General features: G+C 57.7%; 17 protein-coding genes and 1 other RNA gene. 12 read left to right on the top strand and 6 right to left on the bottom strand.

The annotated features are described in order from the left end of the window. Positions 1-108: 108 nt before the first annotated feature. From ssrA to smpB, 3 genes are all read right to left on the bottom strand, one after another. Positions 109-473, bottom strand: a transfer-messenger RNA (tmRNA) gene (ssrA, locus tag ACZ5Q2_RS07315). A 70-nt stretch (positions 474-543) separates the two neighbouring features. Next, positions 544-1,962, bottom strand: a complete 1,419-nt coding sequence (locus ACZ5Q2_RS07320) for a wax ester/triacylglycerol synthase family O-acyltransferase (protein WP_106694155.1) — start codon at positions 1,960-1,962, stop codon at positions 544-546. 138 nt (positions 1,963-2,100) lie between these two features. Next, positions 2,101-2,583 (bottom strand): SsrA-binding protein SmpB, encoded by a 483-nt coding sequence (smpB, locus tag ACZ5Q2_RS07325; RefSeq protein ID WP_230715513.1) that lies wholly within the window; start codon positions 2,581-2,583, stop codon positions 2,101-2,103. Between the two features lie 181 nt (positions 2,584-2,764). On the opposite strand from smpB, the gene ACZ5Q2_RS07330 reads away from it, so the two are divergent. Genes ACZ5Q2_RS07330 through ACZ5Q2_RS07340 form a run of 3 tightly spaced genes read left to right on the top strand, consistent with a single transcriptional unit; the run spans position 2,765 to position 5,145 of the window. Next, complete coding sequence (locus ACZ5Q2_RS07330; protein WP_230715510.1) at positions 2,765-4,360, top strand: sodium-dependent transporter; 1,596 nt, start codon at positions 2,765-2,767, stop codon at positions 4,358-4,360. Positions 4,361-4,420: 60 nt separating this feature from the next. Then, complete coding sequence (locus ACZ5Q2_RS07335) at positions 4,421-4,867, top strand: type II toxin-antitoxin system RatA family toxin (protein WP_058092533.1); 447 nt, start codon at positions 4,421-4,423, stop codon at positions 4,865-4,867. Next, positions 4,867-5,145 carry an RnfH family protein gene (locus ACZ5Q2_RS07340; protein WP_432210297.1) on the top strand — a complete coding sequence of 93 codons (279 nt, stop codon included), beginning with the start codon at positions 4,867-4,869 and terminating at the stop codon, positions 5,143-5,145. Before ACZ5Q2_RS07335 ends, ACZ5Q2_RS07340 begins: the two co-directional genes overlap by 1 nt. A gap of 4 nt (positions 5,146-5,149) precedes the next feature. Here ACZ5Q2_RS07340 and ACZ5Q2_RS07345 read toward each other — a convergent pair whose 3' ends face one another. Next, positions 5,150-5,482: an outer membrane protein assembly factor BamE gene (locus ACZ5Q2_RS07345; RefSeq protein ID WP_152439086.1), complete on the bottom strand. Its 333-nt coding sequence runs from the start codon at positions 5,480-5,482 to the stop codon at positions 5,150-5,152. Between the two features lie 122 nt (positions 5,483-5,604). Between ACZ5Q2_RS07345 and fur the strand changes: the two genes are divergently transcribed. After that, on the top strand, positions 5,605-6,024 hold the full coding sequence (fur, locus tag ACZ5Q2_RS07350; RefSeq protein ID WP_230715505.1) for a ferric iron uptake transcriptional regulator: 420 nt from the start codon (positions 5,605-5,607) through the stop codon (positions 6,022-6,024). A 59-nt stretch (positions 6,025-6,083) separates the two neighbouring features. Here fur and recN read toward each other — a convergent pair whose 3' ends face one another. Continuing rightward, the gene (gene recN, locus ACZ5Q2_RS07355; RefSeq protein ID WP_230715503.1) at positions 6,084-7,763 is read right to left on the bottom strand and encodes a DNA repair protein RecN; all 1,680 of its coding nucleotides are present in this window, start codon (positions 7,761-7,763) and stop codon (positions 6,084-6,086) included. Between the two features lie 263 nt (positions 7,764-8,026). On the opposite strand from recN, the gene grpE reads away from it, so the two are divergent. The 7 genes from grpE to greA all read left to right on the top strand — a co-directional run bounded on the left by grpE (position 8,027) and on the right by greA (position 17,923). Further along, entirely contained in the window at positions 8,027-8,623 is a 597-nt protein-coding gene (grpE, locus tag ACZ5Q2_RS07360) for a nucleotide exchange factor GrpE (RefSeq protein WP_061330645.1), read from the top strand. 92 nt (positions 8,624-8,715) lie between these two features. Then, positions 8,716-10,641, top strand: coding sequence for a molecular chaperone DnaK (gene dnaK, locus ACZ5Q2_RS07365; RefSeq protein WP_058092539.1), 1,926 nt, complete (start codon positions 8,716-8,718; stop codon positions 10,639-10,641). A gap of 81 nt (positions 10,642-10,722) precedes the next feature. Then, positions 10,723-11,847, top strand: a complete 1,125-nt coding sequence (gene dnaJ / locus ACZ5Q2_RS07370) for a molecular chaperone DnaJ (RefSeq protein ID WP_058092540.1) — start codon at positions 10,723-10,725, stop codon at positions 11,845-11,847. An 11-nt stretch (positions 11,848-11,858) separates the two neighbouring features. Further along, positions 11,859-12,662: a 4-hydroxy-tetrahydrodipicolinate reductase gene (gene dapB / locus ACZ5Q2_RS07375; protein ID WP_230715496.1), complete on the top strand. Its 804-nt coding sequence runs from the start codon at positions 11,859-11,861 to the stop codon at positions 12,660-12,662. Between the two features lie 346 nt (positions 12,663-13,008). Further along, complete coding sequence (gene carA / locus ACZ5Q2_RS07380) at positions 13,009-14,139, top strand: glutamine-hydrolyzing carbamoyl-phosphate synthase small subunit (RefSeq protein ID WP_230715495.1); 1,131 nt, start codon at positions 13,009-13,011, stop codon at positions 14,137-14,139. An 81-nt stretch (positions 14,140-14,220) separates the two neighbouring features. Next, positions 14,221-17,439, top strand: a complete 3,219-nt coding sequence (gene carB / locus ACZ5Q2_RS07385) for a carbamoyl-phosphate synthase large subunit (RefSeq protein WP_319636194.1) — start codon at positions 14,221-14,223, stop codon at positions 17,437-17,439. Between the two features lie 22 nt (positions 17,440-17,461). Next, positions 17,462-17,923 carry a transcription elongation factor GreA gene (greA, locus tag ACZ5Q2_RS07390; protein WP_432210720.1) on the top strand — a complete coding sequence of 154 codons (462 nt, stop codon included), beginning with the start codon at positions 17,462-17,464 and terminating at the stop codon, positions 17,921-17,923. 129 nt (positions 17,924-18,052) lie between these two features. Here greA and yhbY read toward each other — a convergent pair whose 3' ends face one another. Further along, positions 18,053-18,361 (bottom strand): ribosome assembly RNA-binding protein YhbY, encoded by a 309-nt coding sequence (gene yhbY, locus ACZ5Q2_RS07395; RefSeq protein WP_058092544.1) that lies wholly within the window; start codon positions 18,359-18,361, stop codon positions 18,053-18,055. Between the two features lie 397 nt (positions 18,362-18,758). On the opposite strand from yhbY, the gene ftsH reads away from it, so the two are divergent. Continuing rightward, complete coding sequence (gene ftsH / locus ACZ5Q2_RS07400; protein ID WP_171039986.1) at positions 18,759-20,696, top strand: ATP-dependent zinc metalloprotease FtsH; 1,938 nt, start codon at positions 18,759-18,761, stop codon at positions 20,694-20,696. Positions 20,697-20,766: the final 70 nt, after the last annotated feature.

Consider the following 20,766-nt stretch of genomic DNA (forward strand, 5'->3'; position numbering starts at 1 on the left):
CCGAGCTGTTTCAGGTACGGCGTTGACACACTGTTGACACTTTAAAAGATTTTCCTAAGTTCAGAAATAAAAAAAGCCCCTGAAATCAGGGGCTTTTCTCTTGGAAGTTGGTGGAGACGGCGGGAATTGAACCCGCGTCCGCCAGCACTAGGCCTTGAGATCTACATGTTTAGTGTCCTTCTATTAATTTAACCTCTTGCGACCCGAAGGCCAGGGTGCGAGAGGCGAGCTCTTTAAATCTTAGCCTTTAGCCAGTGAGCTCTGGATAAAGGAGCATCCCGTAAGCGATGACGTCCTGAGATGTTGCTTCCGGGCTACGGGCGACCCGGTCAGGACGACTAGCAGCTTACGCTGCTAGTGCGTAGTTTTCGTCGTTTGCGACTATTGCGTTGCAGCTTTGGATTAACGAGATTGGCTGCCATCTCGACATGCACCCAAGGGTTCGCCACCAGCGTCGAAGCCATGTCGTCCCCTTATGATCAGTATATGTGTCCGGTTTGCCGGACTTCAAGGCTTGTTTGTCACTATTTGTACTTATCCTGTTCACGAGGCCTGCGCAATGTGCAGGCCATGGGCGTGAGACATGGCCGCGTCGTACAGGTGCTGGAAGCTGTCCCGGAAGTAGTTCATCACTGCTTGCGGGTCGGCCTGTATGCCCTTGTCGACGGTGATGCCGAACTGGACGGTGTCGGCGTAACTGAAAATGCTCATGCCAATGCCGATGTTGCCGCTCTGGGGCACCCAGAACATGGGTTGCACCAGTTTGCTGCCGGCCAGGTAAACCGGATGCCGTGGGCCGGGCACGTTGGTCAGTACTGCAGAGGCTTTATTGCTGAGCAGGTCCAGGGCCCGGCGCTCAAGAATATCCGGGCCCCGGCCAAACAGGTCCAACAGGCTGTAGGTTACCTGGGCTTGATAGGACTGTTTGAGCCGATTCATATTTTCCTGCACCTGGCGGAAACACATTAATGGGTCATGCACTTCCACAGGCAGGCATACCAGAACCAGGCCAAACTGGTTGCCCAATGATTCAATGGGTTGGTCCAGGGGCCGAAGGTTGAACGGCACCGCAACGCGAATACCGCAATCGGGTATGGTTTGCTTGTGTTCGGTAAAGTGCCGGCTCAGGGCGCCGGTGGCGGCGCACAGCAATACGTCGTTGACCGTTCCACCCAGGGTCCTGGCGCAGTGTTTTACGTCATCCAGGGCCAGGGGCTCCGCCCAGGCCACTTTCTTGCGGCCTACCAACTGGCTTTTCAGGCTGGTTTTCGGCTCAAACGGGGCCAGCCCGAGTTTCGCCAGGTCCATGGCGATGCCGCCGGCGGTCCGCGCCAGTTTCAGGGGGTAATTGGGCTCTTGCCGAACGGAATCCAGGAACAGTTGCGCCTGTTGCCAGCCAGCCTGGCTGCTGTCCACCAAGCGGTGCAAAAACCGGGTGGCAGCGTTGCCCTGGGGTTTGGGAATGGTGACTTTCTTGGCGATGCGCTCCAGTTTGGGTTCTGGTGTCCGGTCGGTGAGCGATAGCAGAACCCGAACCAGTGAAATGCCATCGGCAATGCAGTGGTGAATGCGGATCAGCAGGGCGCAGCCGCCGTTGAAGTTATCGATGTAGTGGATTTGCCAGAGTGGCCGGCGAAAGTCGAGCGCCGTGCTGTTGAAGTCGCTGGCCAGTTCCTGCAACTCTTTCTTGCTGGCTTGTCCTGGCAGTGCAATGCGGTGCAGGTGGTTGTCGAGATCAAAGTTGGGATCGTCTTCCCAGTAGCATTTGTCGCCCTTCTCAACCACCCGTTGGCGAAAGCGCCTGAATCTCAGAAATCGTTCTTCGAGTGTGCGTTTTAGCCGTTTGATCGGAATTGGTTGCTCGAACATCAGCACCGCGGAGATCATCATGGGGTTCTCCGGGGTGTCCATACGCAGCCAGGATCGGTCGACTGACGTCATTGCAGTCCGTTCAGATGACATAAGCCCTCCCTTTGCTGTTTGCCAACTAACAGGGGCTCCAGGTACTGCCTGTGGGGTCGGAGCAGGTGTGAGCACCTGAGTATAGGAGGGATTCCGAGGCCGGGAAAGAGGTGGTAAAAGCGACAGTGCGAGCGAGGCTCAGGTATTGGCCTCGCGCATGATTCTCTGTTTCTGGCGGTTCCAGTCACGCTCTTTTTCGGTGGCACGCTTGTCGAACAGCTTCTTGCCTTTCACCAGGGCAATTTCGCATTTCACTTTATTGCCTTTCCAGTACAGGGCGAGCGGTATGCAGGTATGCCCGGCCTGATTGACCTGGCCGATGATCTTGGCAATTTCCTTCGCGTGCAGCAGCAGTTTGCGGGTACGGGTCGGATCAACGATCACATGGGTGGAGGCGGTGTTGAGCGGCGTGATATGCGCGCCCAACAGCCAGGCTTCACCATTTTTCAGAAGTACGTAGGCGTCTACCAGCTGAGCCTTGCCGGCCCGCAGCGACTTCACTTCCCAGCCCAGCAGGGCAAGGCCGGCCTCAAAGCGTTCTTCAATATGATATTCGTGCTTTGCCTTCTTGTTCAGGGCAATGGTGTTGCTGGTTGGTCCGTTTGCTTTCTTCTTGCTCATGAATCCTGTCCGGGATCGGAAGAATGTGTGTGCCGGCCGGGTGACTGTTGGCCGGTAAATCGGGCATTGTAGCCCAGGACTGCCAGACGGGTCACGATTTCACCGCCGGGCTTGTAGATCCAGTCGTTCCGGGATGCCGCCTTCGGCTACAATGGGGCGCATTTGACTGTCAGGGATCGCCATGTCGAGCAAGTATCACACGTCCATCGGGTCATTTACCCGAAAATCCACGTTTTTCTGGGCCTCGGTGGGCGCAACCGTGGGCCTGGCCAATCTGTGGCAGTTTCCATACCTGGCCAGTATGCACGGTGGCGGGTTGTTCATTTTCCTGTATCTCGCCTGCCTGCTCCTGGTAACCCTGCCTCTGATGGTGACCGAGGCGGTGCTTGGGCGGCACTCACGCCATGGCATCGTGCTGGCGATGGACGGCATGGTGAAAGACGCAGGCTGTTCGCCGCTGTGGCGCCTGGCCGGCCCCTTGAGTGTGCTTGCCGCGTTCCTGGTGTTGTCATTCACGGCGGTGTTCGGTGGCATCGTGCTGGCCTATGTCTTCTTTGGGGCAGCGGACAGTTTCAGGGCAGCGACGCCCGAGGCGGCGACCGGTATCCTGACGGATCTGGTGTCCAGGCCGGGTGGGCATCGGGAGTTTATGGCCTGGCACGCGTTCTTCATGGTTCTCGTGGTCTGGGTATCGGCCCAGGGCGTTGTGAAGGGGTTGGAGCGATCGCTGCGATTTCTGGTGCCCGCAGCGTTGCTGCTGATGCTGGGGTTATTTGCCTTGTCGGCCAGTCATGGGCGGCTGGATTCGGGTATTGAACACATCCTGGCGCTGCGGCCAGACAACGTTGGTTTAAATAGCGTCAAGGCGGCCTTTTTTCACGCTTTCTATACCCTCGGCCTTGGGATGGGGGTGTGGGCGATCTTCGGCGCTTACAGCACGTCACATACCCGGTTGAAGCGGTCATTGCTGGCGGTGGTGTTGATGGACACTCTGGTGGCCATCCTGGCGGGGCTGATGATGTTCTCGGTGGCGCTGGATGGTGCCAGTCTTGATGGTGAGCGAGGCTTCGGGCTGTTGTTTGTCTCCCTGCCGGTCACGCTGGCCCAGTTGCCCCACAGTCAGTTGATCATTGCGGCGGTGTTCCTGCTGGTGCTCATGATCGTGTGGGCGACCGCCATATCGCTGTTGGAGCCTGTGGTGGGCTGGTTTCGTGAGTGGACTGGCGCACCCAGAGGGTGGTCTGCGGTTATTGCCGGTGTTGCCGTGTGGGCTGCCGGCCTGGGTTCGCTATTCTCCTTCAATCTCTGGGCGGACTACCGGTTTGCCGGTGCCACCCTGTTTCGATGGCTGGAGCTGACGACGGGCGGCATCCTGATTCCGCTGGTGGCCTTGCTGATTGCCACCTTTGCCGGTTGGTGCCTGACCCGGCGCTATGCCGCAAGGATTCTTGGTAACACCCCGGTGGCTATTCGCAAGATCTGGTATTGGGTCATGCGCCTTCTTCTGCCGGTTCTGGTGGCCTGGATTGGCATACAATACACAGTATTCTCGTTGTCAAACCTGTGTGATAACGGCAGCGCCGCCATTTGGTGCGCACAAGATGGCGCGCCGGAACAACCGATGCCTGCGACGGCAAACGATGACGGTGACGGTTTGCCTGCAAGCCCGCAAAGTGAGGGCCCAGGGCCAGAAGGTAACGCGTCTGGTCAGGGCGCAGAAAGCCAGCCGGCGGAAAACGCCCCCAACGGGGACGATATCCTTTATCATAGTGTGTAGTTGGCCTTCGCGGGCCAGTCAGGCTCTTTTGTTGTAAAAAACGCAGGAATCCCGGTTTTCATGGCGCATCAGATTGATAAGACCGCATTGGTCATGCACTCCGCAGAGCGCATGTTCCATCTGGTCAATGATATTGCACGGTATCCCGAGTTTCTGCCCTGGTGCGCCGGGGCAGAGGTGCACGAACAGACGGATGCAGAGATCATGGCGTCACTGGAGATTGCCAAGGGCGGTGTGCGCCATCGCCTGACCACGCGTAATCAGCTGTTGATGCCCGAGGCGATCGAGATGAGCCTGGTGGATGGACCGCTGAAAAATCTGCGGGGGCGGTGGCACTTCAAGGCGCTCAACGAGCAGGCCTGTAAGGTGATCCTGACCCTGGAGTTTGAGTTTTCGGGCTCACTGTCCCGAATGACTTTTGGTCCGGTGTTCAATCAGGCTGCCAATACCATGGTGGATGCGTTTTGCCGTCGGGCAGACCAGATTTATCAGGGAGGGACGGTTTGATGCAGGTAGAGGTAGCGTATGCCCGGCCAGACAAGCAGCAAATCGTGGCGATTGAAGCGCCTGAGGGAACCACCGCCATCGAGGCCGTGAAGCTGTCTGGAATAACGGATATTTTCCCGGAAATTGCCCCGGACGCAACGGATATGGGCGTGTTTGGCAAAGTCATTAAAGACCCCGCGGGCCATGAGCTGCGCGAGGGAGACCGGGTTGAACTATACCGCCCGCTGAAGATAGATCCCAAGCAGGCCCGGCTGAACCGGGCCAAAAAGAAAGCCTGAACGATCAGTAAGCAGGCGTTTCTTCCAGCAGTCGCGCGTCGTAATGGCTGAACTCGTCACCTTCGTAATAGACGATGATGCGCTGCTCCTGGATATCCCCGCCCCGGCGCTGGAAGGTGTACACGTAGTACTCGCGCGAGGGGTCCACCGGATTGAGCATCAGCGGCGACCCGAGAACCGCATGAACCTGACTGCGGGCCATGCCTTGGGAGAGGCTCTTGAGGTCGTCTTCGGTCACGATATTCCCCTGTTGCACATTGATTTTGTAAACGCCAGGGAATACGCAACCGGACAAGGATAAAATGCTAATAAGAACGATAGCGGTGAGCTTTTGCATCGCCGGGGGAAATCCTCTATCTTGAAATCGCCTGCATCAAGCAGGTGTGAAACGGGTAGTCCGTTGAACGGCGGCTTCATCATACCGGAAGCCGTGAGGCACACCAAAGAGTGAATAGTAACATGTCATCTGAAAACGCCGAATTACGAAAGGTCGGTTTGAAGGTTACTCTCCCGAGAGTCAAAATCTTCAATATTCTGGAGAACGCCGAAGAGCACCATCTGAGTGCCGAGGATGTTTACAAGAAGCTGCTGGATCAGGGAGATGACGTGGGGCTGGCAACCGTCTACCGGGTGCTGACTCAGTTCGAGGCTGCGGGCCTGGTGTTGCGCCATAACTTTGAGGGTGGCCACGCCGTCTTCGAAATGGCGGGCGATGATCACCATGACCACATGGTATGCACGCAAACCGGGGAAGTGATCGAATTTGTGGATGATATCATCGAAGAGCGCCAGCAGAAGATCGCCAAGGAGCATGGCTATGAGATCGTTGATCACAGCCTGATCCTCTACGTTAAGCCTTTGGGCTCTTCCAGGAAATAAGTCAAAAAAAGGGGCCAGCAAGCGCCGGCCCCAACAGCTCTCCGAATCGAGAGGGGGATTCAGTGATGGGTCGCCTGACCCTTAACGAACATCTCCCGGGCGTGGGCAATGGTGTGCTCTGTCATGTCTACGCCGCCCAGCATTCTTGCCACTTCGCTGATTCTTCCCTGGTCATCCAGCGTTTCAATGCGTGAATAGGTTGCGTCCTGTTCGGTGAATTTGCTGACGAACAGGTGCTGGTGGCACTGAGCTGCAACCTGGGGCAAGTGAGTGACACACAGCACCTGGCCGTTGCTGCCCAGAGACCGGAGCAAACGCCCGACCACCTCTGCTGTGCCGCCACCAATACCCACGTCCACTTCGTCAAACACGAGGGTGGGGGTGGTTGAGGTCTGGGCGACCACTACCTGAATGGCAAGGCTGATCCGAGACAGTTCGCCCCCGGAGGCCACCTTGGCCAGTCGGCGTGCGGGTTGCCCCGGGTTGGCGCTGACCAGGAACTCGACATCTTCCATACCGTGGGGGGCCGGTTCGTCATTGCTGTTGCGGCCCAGTTTGGTAACAAACTGGACGGCCGGCATGCTCAGCTGTGCAAGCTCCTGAGCAATTCGCTGATCCAGTTCCGCCGCTGCCTGCTCCCGCTTGGCCGTTAATTGTCCGGCCAGTTCATCAAACCGTTTGCGCAGGGCTTGCTGCTCTGCCTCAAGCTGCTCGAGGCTGCCTTCGCCGCCGTCCAGTTCTTCCAGTTCGTTCGACAGGCGTTGGTGCAGTTCCGGCAATTCCTCCGGTGTGATGCGGTGCTTTCGAGCCATCTGATAAATGGCGCTCAGGCGTTCCTCGACCTCGGCCAGCCGTGCGGGGTCTGCTTCGTAGTCTTCAACAAAGTGCCGAAGGTTGTCCCCGGCTTCTGAAATCTGGATCTGTGCTTCGGTCAGCATCTGGATGGCGTCAGCCAGTGCCGGAACATCCACTGGGAGTTGCTCCAGTTGCTGGAGTGCCTGACGCACCAGGTCGGCGGCACTGGTTTCGTCCTCAGTGCACAGCAGGGCAGCCTGATGGCTGCTATGCAGTACCGCATCGGCCTGGCTCAGCTGCGCTTGTTCCTGTTCAAGCGCTTCCTGTTCGCCATCGCCCAGGGCAAGCCGGTCCAGCTCTTCCGCCTGGTACCGGAGCAGTTGCAGTTTTGCCTCTGCCTCGTCGGCGTTCTGGCGCCGCTGTTCCAGCTTCTGACTGGTTCTATGCCAGGCTTTCCAGGCATCCCGGGTTTGCTCTGCCAGGTCTTCGGCGCTGGAGAATTCGTCCAGCAGCTTCCGATGAGTGTCTTTTTGCAGCAGTGACTGATGTTGGTGCTGGCTGTGAATATCCATCAGCAGGCCGCCAAGGTCCTTGAGCTGGGAGAGTGGGCAGGGCTGGCCATTAATAAAGGCTTTTGAACGACCATCCTTGCTGATGGTCCGGCGCAGGATGCAGTCGTCTTTGTCATCCAGTTCGTGTTCTTCCAGCCATTGTCGGGCAATCGGAATACGTGAGATGTCGAAGCTGGCGGTGATATCGGCTCGTTTGGCGCCGTGGCGCACGGCTCCGGCATCTGCTCGGCCGCCCATGGCCAGGCTGAGAGCATCCAGAACAATGGATTTACCTGCGCCGGTTTCACCGGTCAGGGCCGTCATGCCTTTGCTGAAATGCAGGTCGACCCGTTCGGCGATGGCGTAGTTGGAGACCATAAGTTGTGTGAGCATGCCGATAACCTCCGCTCAGGATTGGAGACTCTCTGAAAATTGTCTGGACACTGTTGATCTATACAGTTGCTGTGAATATATACAGGGTTTTTCCTGATTGCAAACAATCGAATCGTGAAAATCTGAAAGAATGCATCGTTTGAGGTTGAAACCTGAGGGGCGGGCCCCATATCCGTTCGCAAAGTCGTATTTTCCTGCCTGTGCAAGGCGGGGCTCATTTAGCCGCAGGCCCTCGGGCCCAGGGAAAGTCATCAGGAGTTGTCATGAGTGCTGACGATAAGCGCAACGAACAAGTAGACGAGCTGAACGAGGCAGTAAACGCCACAGAAGAGCAGGGCGAAGCAGAAACCGCCGGTGCTGAAGAAGGTTCCGAACTGGAATTGCTGAAGGCGCAGTTGCAGGAATACCAGGATCAGGCGCTGAGAGCCCAGGCTGAGATGCAGAATGTGCGTCGTCGTGCCGAAATTGATGTGGAAAAGGCCCACAAGTTCGCCCTGGAAAAGTTCGTGAAAGAGCTTCTTCCGGTGGCGGACAGCCTTGAAAAGGCAGTGGAAAGTACTGAAGGTCATGAAAACGCCGGGGAGCTGGTTGGCTCCATTCGCGAAGGTGTGGAAATGACATTGGGCCTGTTCATGAACGGCCTCAAGAAATTCAACGTTGAACAGGTGAACCCGGTGGGTGAACCGTTCGATCCGCAACAGCACGAGGCGATGTCTATGGTGCCCGCGCCAGATGCCGAGCCGAACAGTGTGGTTGCCGTGGTGCAGAAGGGCTACCTGCTGAACGGTCGCGTGGTTCGTCCCGCCATGGTGGTTGTGGCCAAGGCCGAAGATGCACCAAAAATCGACGAGCAGGCTTGAAAAGCCGATTAAAGCGCCAATATAGCGATTAAACAGCGACAGTCAGGGCAAACCTCCCTGGGACAGCATTCAGAAAGATTTGGAGTGATTCGATGAGCAAGATTATTGGTATCGACCTGGGAACTACCAACTCCTGTGTGGCCATCATGGATGGCGACAAGGTAAAGGTTATTGAAAATGCTGAGGGTGATCGTACTACTCCCTCCATTATCGCGTACACCGACGATAACGAGACCCTGGTTGGTCAGTCCGCCAAGCGCCAGGCGGTTACCAACCCCCATAACACACTGTACGCCATCAAGCGTCTGATCGGTCGTCGTTTTGAGGACGACGTGGTTCAGAAAGACATCAAGATGGTGCCCTACAAGATCACCAAGGCCGACAACGGCGACGCCTGGGTTGAAGTGAAGGGCCAGAAGATGGCACCGCCGCAGATCTCTGCAGAAGTTCTGAAGAAAATGAAGAAGACTGCAGAAGACTACCTGGGTGAGAAGGTAACGGAAGCAGTTATCACTGTGCCGGCTTATTTCAATGACAGCCAGCGCCAGGCCACCAAAGATGCGGGCAAGATCGCCGGTCTGGAAGTGAAGCGGATCATCAACGAGCCGACCGCGGCTGCCCTGGCCTATGGCCTGGACAAGAAGAGCGGTGACCGCACAGTTGCTGTATACGATCTGGGTGGTGGTACTTTCGACCTCTCCATTATTGAAATTGCCGATGTCGACGGCGAGCATCAGTTCGAGGTTCTGGCCACCAACGGTGACACCTTCCTGGGTGGTGAAGACTTCGACCTGAAAGTCATCGAGTACCTGGCAGACCAGTTCAAGAAAGACAGTGGCATCGACCTGCGCGGCGATTCCCTGGCCATGCAGCGCCTGAAGGAAGCCGGTGAGAAAGCGAAGATCGAGCTGTCCAGCAGCCAGCAGACAGACGTGAACCTGCCGTACATCACTGCAGACGCGTCTGGGCCCAAGCACATGAACGTGAAGCTGACTCGCGCCAAGCTGGAAAGCCTGGTGGAAGACCTGGTTCAGCGTAGCCTGGAGCCCTGTAAAGTCGCCCTGCAGGACGCCGGCATGAAGGCGTCTGAAATCGACGAGGTTATCCTGGTGGGTGGTCAGACCCGTATGCCGCTGGTGCAGGAAAAGGTAAAAGAGTTCTTCGGCAAAGAAGCCCGTAAAGACGTGAACCCGGACGAAGCCGTTGCCATGGGTGCTGCCATCCAGGCGGCTGTTCTTTCCGGTGACGTGAAAGACGTGCTGCTGCTGGACGTAACCCCGCTGACCCTGGGTATTGAAACCATGGGTGGCGTGGCAACGCCGCTGATCGACAAGAACACCACCATCCCGACCAAGAAGTCGCAGACGTTCTCAACAGCGGATGACAACCAGACGGCCGTAACCATTCACGTGGTTCAAGGTGAGCGTAAGCAGGCTTCCCAGAACAAGTCGCTGGGCCGCTTTGACCTGGCGGATATTCCGCCGGCGCCACGCGGTGTGCCGCAGATCGAAGTCACCTTCGATATCGATGCCAACGGTATCCTGAACGTGTCTGCCAAGGACAAGGCGACCGGTAAAGAGCAGTCCATCGTGATCAAGGCTTCTTCTGGCCTGAACGATGACGAGATCGAGAAGATGGTTCGTGATGCCGAGGCCAACGCCGAGGAAGATCGCAAGTTCGAAGAGCTGGTTCAGGTCCGCAACCAGGGTGATGCCATGGTTCACGCCGTGCGCAAGACGCTGACCGAAGCCGGCGACAAGGTTTCTGGCAGTGAAAAGGAGTCTATCGAGGCGGCCATCAAGGATCTGGAAGAAGCCCTGACCGGCTCTGACAAGGAAGCCATCGAAACCAAGACTCAGAAACTGACCGAAGTGTCTTCCGAGCTGGCACAGAAGATGTACGCGGATCAGGCAGACCAGGCGCAGCAGGCTGGCGGGCAGGAAGGTGCCCAGTCCCAGGCGGCTGACGATGCGGTGGACGCCGAGTTCGAAGAAGTCAAAGACGACGACAAGAAGTAAATCCTAAGTACATCAGGTAGTTGGAAAACGCGGGGGGGGTAAGCCCCGCGTTTTCCGCGTTATAGCAACAGGGTTTTAAGCATGGCCAAGCGCGATTATTACGAAGTACTCGGGGTCTCCCGGGACGCGGACGAGAAGGACATAAAGCGGGCTTACCGAAAGCTTGCGATGAAATACCATCCGGACCGTAACCCGGACGACAAAGACGCCGAGAACAAGTTCAAGGAGGCCAGCGAAGCCTACGAAATTCTTGCCGATGGTAGCAAGCGTGCGGCCTACGACCAGTTTGGTCATGCCGGCGTGGATGGCCAGGCCGGCGGTGGCTTTGGCGGCGGTGGTGCCAGCTTCTCCGATATCTTTGGTGATGTATTCGGTGACATCTTCGGTGGCGGTGGCCGGGGCCGCAACACTCGCGGTTCCGACCTGCGCTACACCTTGGAAATCGATCTGGAAGAGGCCGTCAAAGGCAAAACCGTCAAGATCAACATTCCTGGCCACAAAGAGTGTGAAGCCTGCGATGGCAGTGGTGCTGAAAAAGGCTCCCGTCCTGAAACCTGTGGTACCTGCCAGGGTATGGGGCAGGTTCGCATGCAGCAGGGTTTCTTCACCGTGCAGCAGGCATGCCCGACCTGCCGGGGCTCCGGTCAGGTTATCAAGAATCCCTGTAAAGTGTGCCACGGCCAGGGCCGCGTGAGGCAGGAAAAAACCCTGTCTGTGAAAGTGCCACCCGGTGTGGATACCGGCGATCGCATTCGTCTCTCAGGTGAGGGCGAGATGGGCGTTGATGGCGGGCCGCCAGGTGACCTGTATGTGCAGATTGCCGTGCGCGAGCATTCCATCTTCACCCGTGATGGCCGTAATCTATACTGCGAAGTGCCAATCAGCATTGTTGACGCTGCGCTGGGCGGTGAGCTGGAAGTGCCGACCCTGGATGGCCGGGTCAAACTCAAGATTCCACCGGAAACCCAGACCGGCAAACTCTTCCGCCTGCGCAACAAGGGGGTTAGCCCCGTTCGCGGTGGCCCTGCAGGCGATTTGCTGTGCCGCGTGATGGTGGAAACGCCAGTCAACCTGACCAAGCGCCAGAAAGAACTGCTGGAAGAGTTCCAGGAAACCCTGAGCGGCAATAACGGCACCCACCATGCTCCGAAGAAAACCTCCTGGTTTGAGGGTGTGAAAAGCTTCTTCGACGAAATGAAATTCTGAGGGCATAACAGATGCGGGTAGCAATCATCGGCGCCGCCGGGCGCATGGGCAAAGTACTGATCGAAGCCGTAGACGGCACCGAAGGCCTCGAGCTCGGCGCCGCCATCGTTGAGCCAGGCAGCAGCCTGATTGGCGCCGACGCCGGCGAAATGACCGGCATCGGCAAAACCGGCATCAAAATGGCCGGCAGCCTCGAAGACGTCAAAAACGACTTCGACGTACTGGTGGACTTCACCTTCCCGGACCTAACCCTGGAAAACGCCAAGTTCTGCAGCGCCAACGGCAAAATGATCGTCATTGGCACCACCGGCATGACCGATGCTGAAAAAGAACAGCTGGCCCTGGCGGCCGAATCCACCCCCGTGGTCTTCGCCCCCAACATGAGCGTTGGCGTCAACGTCGTCCTCAACCTGCTGCGCACGGCCGCGGCTACCTTGGGTGACGACTACGACGTAGAAATCATCGAAGCCCACCACCGCCACAAAAAAGACGCCCCCTCCGGCACCGCCCTGCGCATGGGCGAAGTGGTAGCCGACGCCCTCGGCCGTGACCTGAAAGAATGCGCCGTTTACGGCCGCGAAGGCTTCACCGGCGAACGCACCCGCAAGGAAATCGGCTTCGAAACCATTCGTGCCGGCGACGTAGTGGGCGACCACACCGTTCTGTTCGCCACCGAAGGCGAGCGCATCGAAATCACCCACAAGGCCAGCAGCCGGATGACCTTTGCCAAGGGGGCTATGCGGGCGGCCCTGTGGCTCGAGGGTAAGGCGGCCGGTTTGTACGATATGCAGGACGTGCTCAGCCTTAAAGGCTGATTTCGATCTGCAGACTCTTAGGGCGGAGGAGCAGGAGGCCTTTCCGAAAATTTCGAAGGCCAGGGATGGCCTGAGAGAAGCGCACATGGATGTGCTCGTAGCGGTTTTCGGAAAGGCTTCCTGCTCCTCCGGCCGGGCCAGCGACATGGTTCAAAGTAGAATTCGACGTGGACAAAAATCGCCAGAAATCTTACAATAAGGCGATTTGACTGCACCAAGCGTACCTTTGAAAAGTTTATAAGAAAGCGGGACCGGGTTTTTACCCTGTCTCGCTTTTTTGCAACCTGAATTTGCGCTTGCGTTCCTGTTCGTGACGAACTTACGCCACTCGATGAGGATACAAGCCTTGAGCACACCAGCAATCCTTGCACTCGCAGACGGAAGCCTCTTCTACGGCACCGCCATCGGCGCAGACGGAGAAACCAGCGGCGAGGTAGTGTTCAACACTGCCATGACCGGCTACCAGGAAATCCTGACCGACCCGTCCTACTCGCGCCAGATCGTCACCCTGACGTATCCCCACATTGGCAACACCGGTGTAAACGAAGAAGACGTAGAATCCGACCGCATCCACGCATCCGGCCTGATCATCCGCGATCTGCCCCTGGTCGCCAGCAGCTGGCGTAACCAGCAGAGCCTGGGCGAGTACCTGCGAAGCAACAACATTGTTGGCATTGCGGACATCGACACCCGCCGTCTGACCCGCATCCTGCGCGACAAAGGCTCCCAGAACGGTGCCATCATCGCTGGCGAGAACGCCACCGCCGAGCGCGCCCTGGAACTGGCGAAAGCCTTCCCCGGCCTCAAGGGCATGGATCTGGCTAAAGAAGTCACCAGCGACAAAGCCTACCAGTGGAGCCAGACCGAGTGGGATATCACAGACGGTTACGGTGACCAGGCCGCCGCCAAATTCAAGGTCGTTGCCTGGGACTACGGTGTGAAGTTCAACATCCTGCGCATGCTCGCCGCCCGTGGCTGCGACATCACCGTGGTGCCTGCGCAAACCCCGGCCTCGGAAGTGCTGGCCATGAATCCCGACGGCATCTTCCTGTCCAACGGCCCCGGCGACCCCGAGCCTTGCGACTATGCCATCACGGCTATCCAGCAAGTGCTGGAAACCGAAATCCCGGTGTTCGGCATCTGCCTCGGTCACCAGTTGCTGGCTCTGGCCAGTGGCGCCAAAACCATGAAAATGGGCCACGGCCACCACGGCGCCAACCACCCGGTGCAGGATATTGCCAAAGGCACCGTGATGATTACCAGCCAGAACCATGGGTTTGCGGTAGACGAAGCAACCCTGCCGGCTAATGTGGAAGCCACCCACAAGTCGCTGTTTGACGGCACTCTGCAGGGTATTCGCCGCACAGACAAGCCGGCTTACAGCTTCCAGGGTCACCCGGAAGCCAGCCCGGGCCCCCATGATGTGGCGCCCCTGTTCGACGAGTTTATCCAGCTGATGGAAGCGCGATCTGCCTGAGGGCAAGGCCATCACAGATAGCTCACTGGCGCATCGTACGCGCTGAAAGAATTCAAAAGTTGCTGACAGGTTTACCGAGACATGCCAAAACGTACAGACATCCAAAGCATCCTGATCCTGGGCGCAGGTCCCATTGTGATCGGGCAGGCGTGCGAATTCGATTACTCCGGGGCCCAGGCCTGCAAGGCGCTGCGCGAAGAGGGTTACCGGGTTATCCTGGTGAACTCTAACCCGGCCACCATCATGACCGACCCGGCCATGGCCGATGCCACCTACATCGAGCCCATCACCTGGAAGACGGTCGAAAAGATCATTGAGAAAGAAAAGCCGGACGCCCTGCTACCCACCATGGGTGGCCAGACCGCACTGAACTGTGCGTTGGATCTGGAAAAGCACGGCGTGCTGGAGAAGCACGGCGTCGAAATGATCGGTGCCAATGCCGACACCATCGACAAGGCCGAAGACCGTGACCGCTTCGATAAGGCCATGAGAAAGATCGGCCTGGAATGCCCGCGCGCGACCATCGTTCACTCCATGGCCGAAGCCTGGGCAGCGTCCGAAGACATTGGCTTCCCGTGTATCATCCGCCCGTCCTTCACCATGGGCGGCTCAGGCGGCGGTATTGCGTACAACAAGGATGAATTCGAGGAAATCTGTACTCGTGGTCTCGACTTGTCCCCGACCAACGAACTGTTGATCGACGAGTCCCTGATCGGCTGGAAAGAGTACGAGATGGAAGTTGTTCGCGACAGGAACGACAACTGCATCATCGTCTGCTCCATCGAAAACTTCGATGCCATGGGCGTGCATACCGGTGACTCCATCACCGTGGCACCGGCCCAGACCCTCACTGACAAGGAATACCAGATCATGCGGAACGCCTCGCTGGCGGTACTGCGTGAAATCGGTGTGGAAACCGGCGGTTCCAACGTGCAGTTCGGCATCAACCCGGACACCGGCCGCATGGTGGTGATCGAGATGAACCCGCGGGTGTCCCGTTCCTCGGCCCTGGCCTCCAAGGCCACCGGCTTCCCGATTGCCAAGGTAGCGGCCAAGCTGGCGATTGGTTATACCCTCGATGAGCTGCAGAATGAAATCACCGGTGGCGTGACTCCGGCCTCGTTCGAGCCGAGCATCGATTATGTGGTCACCAAGATTCCCCGGTTTACCTTCGAGAAATTCCCCCAGGCCGACGCTCGCCTGACCACCCAGATGAAGTCTGTGGGGGAAGTCATGGCCATTGGCCGTACTTTTCAGGAGTCCATGCAGAAAGCACTCCGCGGTCTGGAAGTGGGTTCCGAAGGTTTCGATGAGAAGCTGGAGGACCTGGATTCCGAAAACTCCCGGGAAACCCTCACCCGTGAGCTGAATGTGCCGGGCGCTGACCGGGTTTGGTACATCGGTGACGCATTCCGGGCAGGCCTGACCGTGGACGAGGTGTTCCGTCATACCAAGGTGGACCCCTGGTACCTGGTGCAGATCGAAGACATCATCCGGGAAGAGCAGGCCCTGAAGTCCGCCGGCAAGGCCGACATCGACAAGGCCACCCTGTTCCGTCTCAAACGCAAGGGCTTCTCCGACGCTCGCCTGGCCAAACTGCTGGGCATTTCCGAGGTGAGCCTGCGTAAGCTGCGTCACGAGCTGGGCATCCGCCCGGTGTACAAGCGGGTAGATACCTGTGCCGCCGAGTTCGCCTCAGACACCGCCTACATGTACTCCACCTATGAGGAAGAGTGCGAGGCAGATGCCAGCGATCGCGAGAAAATTGTGGTGATCGGCGGTGGCCCGAACCGGATCGGCCAGGGCATCGAGTTCGACTACTGCTGTGTGCACGCGGCCCTGGCCATGCGTGAAGACGGCTATGAAACCATCATGATCAACTGTAACCCGGAGACCGTGTCCACCGATTACGACACCTCCGACCGGTTGTATTTTGAGCCGATCACCCTGGAAGACGTGCTGGAAATTATCCACGTTGAGAAGCCCAAGGGTGTGATCGTGCAATACGGCGGTCAGACACCGCTGAAACTGGCTCGTGGTCTGGAAGCCGCCGGCGTGCCCATCATCGGCACCAGCCCGGACGCCATTGACCGCGCCGAAGATCGTGAACGTTTCCAGCAGATGATCCAGCGCCTGGGCTTGAAACAGCCGGAAAACGCCACCGTGCGCAGTCACGAGGAAGGTATCGTCGCTGCCCGCGAAATCGGTTACCCGCTGGTGGTTCGTCCGTCCTACGTACTCGGCGGCCGGGCCATGGAAATCGTTTATGACGAAACCGAGCTGGTGCGCTACATGCGCAACGCAGTGCTGGTGTCCAATGACAGCCCGGTGCTGCTGGACCACTTCCTGAACGCCGCCGTTGAAGTAGACATTGATGCTATCTGCGACGGCACAGATGTGGTCATTGGTGGCATCATGCAGCACATTGAGCAGGCCGGTGTTCACTCCGGCGACTCCGCCTGTTCGCTGCCACCATACAGCCTGCCTAAAGAGGTGCAGGATGAAATGCGCGAAGCGGTCAGGAAGATGGCCATCGAGCTGGACGTTATCGGCCTGATGAACGTGCAGCTGGCGTGGCAGGATGGCGAAATCTACGTGATTGAGGTCAACCCTCGCGCCTCCCGTACCGTGCCGTTTGTCTCCAAGGCCATTGGTGTGTCCCTGGCGGCAGTGGCGGCCCGGGTAATGTCCGGCAAGACCCTGAAAGAACTGAACTTCACCCAGGAAATCGTGCCGACTTACTATGCGGTAAAAGAATCGGTATTCCCGTTCAACAAGTTCCCGGCGGTAGACCCGATCCTTGGGCCGGAAATGAAGTCCACCGGTGAGGTGATGGGGCTGGGCGACAGCTTCGACGAAGCTTTTGCCAAGGCGGCTCTGGCCATCGGTGAGCGCCTGCCTGCCCAGGGTACCGCGTTCATGTCTGTGCGGGATGTCGACAAGCCCGGTGCGGCGAAGGTGGCCCGTGACCTGGTTGAGGCCGGGTTCAAGGTGATTGCCACCACCGGCACCGCCAAGGCGCTGGAAGCCGAAGGTGTTGCCGTGGAGCGGGTAAACAAGGTTCGCGAGGGGCGCCCGCACATTGTTGACGCCATCAAGAATGGTCAGGTTCAGCTGATTATCAATACCACTGAAGGTCGCAAGGCGATTTCCGACTCGGCCCAGATTCGCCAGTCCGCCCTGCAGACCAAGGTAACCTACACAACCACACTGGCAGGCGGCGAAGCCTTCTGTCGGGCCATCAAATTTGGCCCGGAGCGCACAGTACGTCGCCTCCAGGATCTACACGCAGGAAAGTAAGACTATGGCTGACAGAGTACCCATGACCAAGGCGGGCGAAGCCCGCCTGCGCGAGGAGCTGAAAAAGCTGAAGTCCGAAGATCGTCCCCGGGTAATTCAGGCAATCGCCGATGCCCGGGAGCACGGTGATCTCAAGGAAAACGCCGAGTACCACGCTGCTCGCGAGCAGCAAAGCTTCATCGAAGGCCGGATTCAGGAAATTGAAGGCAAGTTGTCCGTAGCCCAAGTGATTGATGTGACCACCATGGAGAACACGGGCAAGGTGATCTTCGGCACCACGGTACACCTGGTGAATATGGATACCGACGAAGAGGTTAAATACCAGATCGTCGGCGAAGACGAGGCCGACATCAAGGCCGGCAAGCTTTCTGTATCCTCACCGATTGCCCGTGCGCTGATAGGCAAGAACGAAGGCGACGTAGTCGCCATCCGCATCCCCTCCGGCACCGTAGAATACGAAATCTCCGAAGTAGAATACATCTAGCGTCAAAGGGTCTGTCCAACGGGTCTGTCCCCGAACGGGGACTGACCCCCTTTTACCAAGCCGATCTCCTAACCAAAAACAAAAAAGCCGCACTCCCCAGCGCGGCTTTTTAGTCTCCGTGGCCAATAATCATTTGTTCCTAAGCAGATTAGACAACTTCGGATTAGGCTTCTTAGCCCGCCGCAGAATCACCGCAATCTTACCAATCGTCTGCACCAGCTCCGCCCCGGAGCTCTCGCACAACGCCTGAATCGCTTCCTGGCGCGCTTCGCGATCAGTGCTGGCCACCTTGATCTTGATCAGCTCATGATCATTCAGGGCGCGCTCTAGCTCATCCTGCAAGCCCTCAGACAGGCCTTTATCGCCAACAATAATGACGGGCTTCAGATTGTGGGCAATCGCCCGGTATTCCCGGCGCTGTTCCGGTGAAAGACTCATGATGTAATCTCTTTATCGGTGCAATTAACAAAAGGTCAGCGGCGAAACGGCTGACGACGTCGTATAATTTCGCAATTGTAACAGATAGATTCCCGCCACAAATGGTCGTAATCACCTACAGTCGCGCCCACTGGCGCGGTGTCGTGCGGGATGACGGGCCTTGGCGCCCTACCGGTTGTCGGCTGGAACCTTCCTGTACGGTCAGGGTCAAAGGTTTCACGAAATCTCCAGTGGTGCCGGTTGCAGTCCTCAGATTGTGTTTTGCCGGGTCAGTCAGCGGATCTGTGGTCGATACGGATGGGCCGTTTCTGGTGGACAGGCGTATAATTGGTGTAAGGTGTCGGAAAAGGGTTGGTGGCCACATGGCTGCAGCCCCGCAATTCACAGGTGATGATCCTTGAACGATATGGCAAAAAATCTGGTTCTCTGGCTAATCATAGCCGCCGTGCTGTTGATGGTGTTTCAGAATTTCTCTCCCACCACCACCGGCCAACAAGTCAACTATTCCCAGTTTGTGGAGATGGTCCAGCAGGGCCAGGTCCGGCAGGTGACCATTGATGGTCTTCAGGTACAGGGCGTCCGTGGTGACGGCTCCCAGTTCCAGACCATTCGCCCGCAGGTCTCTGACAACAAGCTGATGGATGATCTGCTCGCCAATAACGTCGAAGTGATCGGCAAGGAGCCTGAGCGCCAGAGCCTGTGGACGCAGTTGCTGGTGGCCGCGTTCCCGATTCTGATCATTATCGCGTTGTTTGTTTTCTTCATGCGCCAGATGCAGGGCGGTGGCGGCGGCAAAGGCCCCATGTCCTTTGGCAAGAGCAAGGCCCGCCTGCTCAGTGAAGACCAGATCAAAACCACCTTTGGCGACGTCGCCGGTGTTGATGAGGCGAAGGAAGACGTCAAAGAGTTGGTCGACTTCCTGCGTGACCCGAGTAAATTCCAGCGTCTGGGTGGCCGCATTCCGAAAGGCGTGTTGATGGTGGGCCCGCCGGGTACTGGTAAGACGCTGTTGGCAAAAGCCATCGCCGGTGAAGCGAAAGTGCCGTTTTTCTCCATCTCCGGTTCTGACTTCGTAGAGATGTTCGTGGGCGTTGGTGCTTCCCGTGTTCGTGACATGTTCGAGCAGGCCAAGAAGCAAAGCCCCTGTATCATTTTTATCGATGAGATTGATGCGGTAGGTCGCCATCGTGGCGCCGGCATGGGCGGTGGCCACGACGAGCGTGAACAGACGCTGAACCAGTTGTTGGTTGAGATGGATGGCTTTGAAGGCAACGAAGGCGTCATCGTGATCGCTGCTACCAACCGTCCGGACGTTCTGGACCCTGCGCTGCTGCGTCCGGGTCGCTTTGACCGCCAGGTGGTGGTCAGCCTGCCAGACATTCTTGGTCGAGAGCAGATTCTTAAGGTGCACATGAAGAAAGTGCCCCTGGCCGATGGTATCGATCCGGCGGTTATCGCTCGCGGTACGCCTGGCTTCTCCGGTGCTGACCTCGCTAATCTGGTGAACGAGGCTGCCCTTTTCGCGGCACGTCGTAATCAACGCCTGGTTTCGATGGAAGAGCTGGAACTGGCGAAAGACAAGATCATGATGGGCGCCGAGCGCAAATCCATGGTGATGAGCGAGAAAGAAAAGCGGAACACCGCGTACCATGAGTCTGGCCATGCCATTGTTGGTCGCCTCGTGCCTGAACATGATCCTGTCTACAAGGTCAGTATCATTCCCCGAGGGCGCGCCCTGGGTGTGACCATGTTCTTGCCGGAAGAGGATAAGTACAGTCACTCCAAGCGCTACCTGACCAGCTCAATCTGCAGTCTGTTCGGTGGCCGAATTGCCGAAGAACTGACGCTTGGCTTTGACGGTGTGACGACCGGTGCCTCCAACGACATCGAGCGTGCCACCAGCCTGGCCCGCAACATGGTCACCAAGTGGGGGTTGTCGGAAAAGTTGGGTCCCCTGCAGTACGATACCGACAGCGAAGAGCCGTTCCTGGGTCGTTCTGCTGGCCAGTCGCACTCCCATCACTCTCCGGAGACCGCCCAGCGGATTGATGAGGAAGTCCGAAATATCATTGATGAGTGTTATGCCACGGCCAAGCAGATCCTGATTGAGAACCGTGACAAGCTGGACCTGATGGCTGAGGCCCTGATGAAGTACGAGACCATTGATCGCTACCAGATCGATGACATCATGGCAGGCAAAGAGCCGCGGCCCCCGAAAAACTGGGGCGATAGTGGTCCCACCGGCGGAGTGAAAGCTGAAGAGCCGGCTCCGGAGCCCCGGTCATCGGATGACGGGCGTCAGCCCGGAGTAGGCAGGCCTGCCGGCGAGCACTGATCGCCCGCGCAAGACCTAGTCAAATACAGCGCCGCCCGGCCTCCGGGCGGCGTTTGTTTTTGTTATCCCT

Source organism: Marinobacter alkaliphilus (genome assembly GCF_055394375.1).

Bases quoted from the DNA above. Each gene is read 5' to 3' on its own strand.
- smpB (WP_230715513.1), bottom strand. From the start codon at position 2,583: ATGAGCAAGAAGAAAGCAAACGGACCAACCAGCAACACCATTGCCCTG.
- greA (WP_432210720.1), top strand. From the start codon at position 17,462: ATGACCAAGGCGGGCGAAGCCCGCCTGCGCGAGGAGCTGAAAAAGCTG.
- ACZ5Q2_RS07320 (WP_106694155.1), bottom strand. From the start codon at position 1,962: ATGTCATCTGAACGGACTGCAATGACGTCAGTCGACCGATCCTGGCTG.
- dapB (WP_230715496.1), top strand. From the start codon at position 11,859: ATGCGGGTAGCAATCATCGGCGCCGCCGGGCGCATGGGCAAAGTACTG.
- recN (WP_230715503.1), bottom strand. From the start codon at position 7,763: ATGCTCACACAACTTATGGTCTCCAACTACGCCATCGCCGAACGGGTC.
- dnaJ (WP_058092540.1), top strand. From the start codon at position 10,723: ATGGCCAAGCGCGATTATTACGAAGTACTCGGGGTCTCCCGGGACGCG.
- fur (WP_230715505.1), top strand. From the start codon at position 5,605: ATGTCATCTGAAAACGCCGAATTACGAAAGGTCGGTTTGAAGGTTACT.
- carB (WP_319636194.1), top strand. From the start codon at position 14,221: ATGCCAAAACGTACAGACATCCAAAGCATCCTGATCCTGGGCGCAGGT.
- ACZ5Q2_RS07335 (WP_058092533.1), top strand. From the start codon at position 4,421: ATGGCGCATCAGATTGATAAGACCGCATTGGTCATGCACTCCGCAGAG.
- ACZ5Q2_RS07330 (WP_230715510.1), top strand. From the start codon at position 2,765: ATGTCGAGCAAGTATCACACGTCCATCGGGTCATTTACCCGAAAATCC.
- grpE (WP_061330645.1), top strand. From the start codon at position 8,027: ATGAGTGCTGACGATAAGCGCAACGAACAAGTAGACGAGCTGAACGAG.
- ACZ5Q2_RS07340 (WP_432210297.1), top strand. From the start codon at position 4,867: ATGCAGGTAGAGGTAGCGTATGCCCGGCCAGACAAGCAGCAAATCGTG.
- dnaK (WP_058092539.1), top strand. From the start codon at position 8,716: ATGAGCAAGATTATTGGTATCGACCTGGGAACTACCAACTCCTGTGTG.
- ACZ5Q2_RS07345 (WP_152439086.1), bottom strand. From the start codon at position 5,482: ATGCAAAAGCTCACCGCTATCGTTCTTATTAGCATTTTATCCTTGTCC.
- yhbY (WP_058092544.1), bottom strand. From the start codon at position 18,361: ATGAGTCTTTCACCGGAACAGCGCCGGGAATACCGGGCGATTGCCCAC.